Source organism: Micromonospora phytophila, assembly GCF_023656545.1.
Taxonomy (GTDB): domain Bacteria; phylum Actinomycetota; class Actinomycetes; order Mycobacteriales; family Micromonosporaceae; genus Micromonospora; species Micromonospora phytophila.
The window spans coordinates 1-3353 of the sequence record NZ_JAMOKF010000471.1 but is presented as its reverse complement, the minus strand read 5'-3'; the positions used below and the strand labels follow the sequence as shown (position 1 = coordinate 3353).

At 70.4% G+C, this 3353-nt stretch carries 4 protein-coding genes and 1 pseudogene; 3 read left to right on the top strand and 2 right to left on the bottom strand.

The window, feature by feature from the left end; translation table 11 throughout:
- Window positions 1-218, bottom strand: a pseudogene (locus tag NCC78_RS29800) (hypothetical protein); the annotation flags it as partial.
- Between the two features lie 98 nt (window positions 219-316).
- Entirely contained in the window at window positions 317-832 is a 516-nt protein-coding gene (locus NCC78_RS29795; protein ID WP_250798701.1) for a MaoC family dehydratase, read from the bottom strand.
- Between the two features lie 550 nt (window positions 833-1382).
- Here NCC78_RS29795 and trxA point away from each other — a divergent pair.
- The 3 genes from trxA to NCC78_RS29780 all read left to right on the top strand — a co-directional run.
- Window positions 1383-1745, top strand: a complete 363-nt coding sequence (gene trxA / locus NCC78_RS29790; RefSeq protein WP_250798699.1) for a thioredoxin — start codon at window positions 1383-1385, stop codon at window positions 1743-1745.
- A 290-nt stretch (window positions 1746-2035) separates the two neighbouring features.
- The gene (locus NCC78_RS29785; protein WP_250798698.1) at window positions 2036-2476 is read left to right on the top strand and encodes a hypothetical protein; all 441 of its coding nucleotides are present in this window, start codon (window positions 2036-2038) and stop codon (window positions 2474-2476) included.
- The coding region (locus NCC78_RS29780; RefSeq protein ID WP_250798696.1) for an HTTM domain-containing protein at window positions 2473-3353 on the top strand (881 nt) is incomplete at its 3' end. The genes NCC78_RS29785 and NCC78_RS29780, both read left to right, overlap by 4 nt.

Genomic DNA, 3353 nt, shown 5'->3' with positions numbered 1-3353 from the left:
CTGTCGAAGGCCCGACCCGCCGCGACGGCGTCCAGGCCGGCGAGCCCGGCGGTGACGCCCCGGCGGGGCCGCCCGGGGCCCGGCGCGGCGGCGGCCACGATCACCCGGCCGGGCAGGCTGGTCAGCAGGTCCCACTCGGCGGCGGAGTAGACGGCGGTGGTCAGCGGTGCGGCACGGCGGCCGGCAGAGGACGGCTCTCCGGCGACGGAGTGGCTCATGGGGACCTCCGGCGCCAGCATATGCCGCTGACCTGCGCGAAGGGCCCCATCCACCGGGAACCCGGCGGGCGGAGCCCTTCGCTTGGGGCGCGGTGCGGTCAGCGCGGTTCGGGGAAGCTCGGCCGCTCCGGGTCGACCCCCTCGGGCACGGTGGCCGCCGCGTACTCCTTCTTCGGGACCATCACCCGGCGGCGGAAGACGCAGACCATGGTGCCGTCCTGGTTGTAGCCGCGGGTCTCCACCGAGACCACGCCGCGGTCGGGCTTGGAGGAGGACTCCCGCTTGTCCAGGACGGTGGTCTCGCCGTAGATCGTGTCGCCGTGGAAGGTGGGGGCCACGTGCCGCAGCGACTCGACCTCCAGGTTGGCGATCGCCTTGCCGCTGACGTCGGGCACCGACATGCCCAGGAGCAGCGAGTAGATGTAGTTGCCGACCACCACGTTGCGCTTGAACTGACTCGCCGTCTCGGCGTAGTGCGCGTCCATGTGCAGCGGGTGGTGGTTCATGGTGAGCAGGCAGAAGAGGTGGTCGTCGTACTCGGTGACCGTCTTGCCCGGCCAGTGCCGGTAGACCGCGCCGACCTCGAACTCCTCGTAGTAGCGGCCGAACTGCATCCTTGTCCCCTTCGACGGGCGGCGATGGAGTTCGGCACAGCATGCCTTATCGATTGTTAAGGCGATGAGCGGGGCGCGGGCCGCGCGGAAATGTCACACCGGCCACAACCTGGGGGGAGACGCAATGAGCGGCGGGGCCCTCCCCGGCACCCGCCGCCCACGCTCTGATGGGGAAGATTCTGCCGTACGCTCACCGACCCCGACAGAGACGGGGATCACATTTATCTTTTTGTAACACTACTCTCTGTCATGGGTGACCGGGTCCTGAGCGATCTCCGCACATCGAATCGGCCCTTGTCAAGAGTCAAGTTACCGATTCGTAGCGCTCAGCTGCGCAGATCACCTTGGAAACGCTCCCATCACCGCTCGTCACGCAAATGCGTCCTGCACTTGCCGCCCGCACATCCGACATCGACAGACCAGCGTCGATGGATCCGATCGCCTTCCCGCACGTGCCGGCGGGTTTCGGCCCCGAGACACCGGGAATGCCACGAGGTACGCCCAGGTTCCACCTGACGTAGCTATTCCGCGCCGATCGGAGAGATTCCCCATGGCAACCGTAGAGCTGACCACGGCAAACTTCGACGAGGTGACCGGCAGCGACGGCATCGTGCTGGTCGACTTCTGGGCCGAGTGGTGCGGCCCGTGCAAGCGGTTCGCCCCGGTCTACGAGCGCTCCTCGGAGAAGCACCCCGAGATGGTCTTCGGCAAGGTCGACACCGAGGCGCAGCAGGAGCTGGCCGCCAAGTTCAACATCAGCTCCATCCCGACCATCATGGCGGTCCGCGACGGGGTCATCGTCTTCGCCCAGCCGGGCGCCCTGCCCGAGTCCGCCCTGGAGAACCTCATCGAGCAGGTCGAGGGGCTCGACATGGACGACGTGCGCAAGCAGCTGGCCGAGCACAAGCACTGAGCCGTTCCGGCTCTTCGACGACGGCCGGGCTCCCTCGGGGCCCGGCCGTCGTCGTGTCCGCGCCGGTCACCGAGGACGGCAACCAGGGCCCTGCCGCCGACGCCCGCGTCGATCATGCAGTTGTGTGCCTGGCAAAATGGGCTGAACCGGCCGATCCGCCCACCACGACTCCATGATCCACGCTGGGGGAGGTTGTTCCGCGCCGCGCCGGGCACGCCGACACGGGCAACGAGGAGTGGCCGTCGGAGGGACCCCGGAGAGGGCGGCAGATCCCGTAACGTCACGAGCCGATGGAGAACTTGACCACCCGCGGCCGCGCCGTACGGCTCGCGGTTACCGCACTCGGCCTGGCCGTCCTGCTGGCAGGCACCCTCTGGGGCACCGACGACCACTTCCCCTTCGGACCGTTCCGGATGTACTCGACCTCCAACCCGCCCGACTCCCCCGCCCCCGACACCCGGGTCGAAGGTGTCGACGCCGCCGGCGCCGTGGTCGAGCTGGGCCAGGACGCCACCGGCATCCGCCGGGCCGAGATCGAGGGCCAGCAGGAGCGCTACGCCGCCAACCCCGCGCTGCTCGCCGAGGTCGCCGACGCGTACGCCGAACGCCACCCCGGCGCCGCGGAACTGGTCGAGGTCCGCATCGTCATCCGCTGGTACGGCATCCGCGCCGGGCGCCCCACCGGCCGGTGGACCGACGAGACCGTGGTCGCCTGGCAGGCGAGCCGATGAGCCGCTGGTTGACCGAGCCGGTGCCGCGCGGCCGAATCGCCGCCTTCCGGACGCTGATCTACCTCTTCGTCGCCGCCGACCTGGTCGTCTTCACCCCGTGGGTGCGTACCCGGGTCTCCGTGCCGGGCGAGCTCTACCAACCACTGCTGATCGGTCGGGCGCTGCCGCTGCCCACGCCGACCTCGGCGCTGGTCACCCTCCTCTTCTGGGCCCTGCTGCTGCTCGCCCTGCTCGCCGCGAGCGGGCGGGCGCCCCGCCTGCTCGGCTGGTCGGTCTTCGCGCTCTACCTCGAGTGGATGATCGTCGCGATGAGCTACGGCAAGGTCGACCACGACCGGTTCGGCCTGCTCGTCGCGCTGGCCGTGCTGCCCACCGCCGGCCGGGCGCGCCACGGCGACCTCACCCGCACCGAGGCGGGCGGCTGGGCGCTGCGGGTCACCCAGATCGCGGTCATCTGCACGTACTTCCTGGCCGCCTGGGCGAAGCTGCGCTTCGGCGGGCTGGACTGGCTGAACGGCTCGGTGCTGGCCCGGGCGATCATCCGGCGCGGCACCGACCTGGCCGACCTGGTGGCCCAGGTGCCGTACCTGCTGATCGTCGCCCAGTTCGGCATCGTCGCGTTCGAGCTGCTCAGCCCGGTGGTCTTCCTGCTGAGGGAACGCTGGCGGCTGGCGACGGTCGGTTTCTTCTACTCGTTCCACCTGGTGACCGTCGCGACCATCACCATCTCGTTCGCCCCGCACCTGGCCGCGATGACCAGCTTCCTGCCGCTGGAACGGGTCCGCCCGGTCGTCTGGGCGCGCCGGCTGGCCGCCGGCCGCCGCGGGCCGAGCGCCGGCCCGGCCGGCGGAACCGACTCCGGCCCGGCCGATCGGAC